Source organism: Thermomonas beijingensis, from assembly GCF_020034655.1.
GTDB lineage: Bacteria > Pseudomonadota > Gammaproteobacteria > Xanthomonadales > Xanthomonadaceae > Thermomonas > Thermomonas beijingensis.
The window spans coordinates 1-723 of sequence record NZ_JAIQDJ010000049.1 but is presented as its reverse complement, the minus strand read 5'-3'; the positions used below and the strand labels follow the sequence as shown (position 1 = coordinate 723).

The 723-nt window shown below is 47.9% G+C and carries 1 protein-coding gene; it reads right to left on the bottom strand.

What is annotated here, in order from left to right; genetic code table 11:
• Positions 1–8: 8 nt before the first annotated feature.
• On the bottom strand, positions 9–723 hold a 715-nt coding region (locus tag K7B09_RS13100), incomplete at its 5' end, for a TraB/GumN family protein (RefSeq protein ID WP_223629908.1).

Below are 723 nucleotides of genomic sequence, written 5' to 3'. Positions count from 1 at the left end.
TATGCCAGTTATTGGATTGCAGGCGGCGACGCTGAAATGGACCTGAGTTGATAGGAAAATTTGTAGCCCCCCAAAGGTGCGCCTTCCTTGAAGCCAGTTATCTCGCTCGTTTGGCTCCTTGGTTTGAGCTTTTGAACGCCGCACTCCGGCATGCATGCCCAGGTCGTGCCGGATGGGTATGTGATGAGGATTGAAACGGGCTTTAGATCATTAAGTATTGCGCCGCTTGGGATTAGTGGACCTTCGCTTGTCGTTATTGATTCTTGCATTGCGTGAATATTACCCATTAACGCAATGATCTTCGTGTTTTGGTGTGAACTGTGGAAACGACGGATGCCGTTTGCGATAGCTACATTGCGCTCTAAGTCAGTGTTTGGCTGATCATCGAAAGCAAATAGCTGAACAGGGCGGCCGCTTTTTTTAAGAATTCGAATGTCCTCAATGAGGCGGAGCATAGCGGTACTCGATCTTCCGTCCTTCCCTTTCTGCCAAAAGTCGCTTGAAATAAGCTTGGCTCTATCTGCGCTAGTACCATCGCTTTGCAAATAAGCATCAATTAGTGGCTGATCTACCGATGGCGCTTCAATTCCTACCGCAATGTTATTCGAATTGGAAAGGACGCATGTTATTTCTGAAATGACTGCTGGCGCCTCTTTAGAGCCATGCATTTCACCAAAAAGAAGTAGGTCGCCAGCAGGAATGCCTTTGGGTTTTTGGCATGCC